This is a genomic window from Brachybacterium sp. Marseille-Q7125 (genome assembly GCF_023062615.1).
Taxonomy (GTDB): domain Bacteria; phylum Actinomycetota; class Actinomycetes; order Actinomycetales; family Dermabacteraceae; genus Brachybacterium.
This window is the reverse complement of sequence record NZ_JALLAL010000159.1, coordinates 1-463: the sequence shown is the minus strand read 5'-3', so window position 1 is coordinate 463 and position 463 is coordinate 1. Positions and strand designations below refer to the sequence as shown.

At 32.2% G+C, this 463-nt stretch carries 1 protein-coding gene; it reads left to right on the top strand.

All coding sequences use genetic code 11. From position 1 onward, the window contains the following. The coding region (locus MU407_RS14150; protein WP_246958441.1) for a nitroreductase family protein at window positions 1-463 on the top strand (463 nt) is incomplete at both ends.

Sequence of the window (463 nt, the reverse complement as noted above, 5' to 3'; positions counted from 1 at the left end):
ATAGAATACAATCGTGAAAGTTTTGAATTAGAACCCGAAAAGCTATTGAATGTTATTAAATTTAGAAGAAGTATAAGACAATATAAAGATATAGAGGTAGAAGAAGAAAAAATAAAAAACATAGTGGAAGCTGGTAGATACACACCAACAGGTGGTAATAGACAGCCTATAAGATACATATTAGTAAAAGAAAAGCTAAAAGAAGTGATAGAACTGGCAATACAAGGTCTTTATAATTTGGCATTAGATACTGATGACAATGACCCTGTACGTTCTATCTATAAAAATACATTTAAGAAAATGTACAAAAGATACAAAGAGAACGGAAATGATTCTTTATTTTATGATGCCCCACTACTTATGGTAGTTGTAGGTGATATGTCTCTAGGTGGAAGTGCTTATGTAGATGGAGGATTGGCTGCATCTAATATGGAACTTATGGCCTATTCTCAAGGATTAGGAA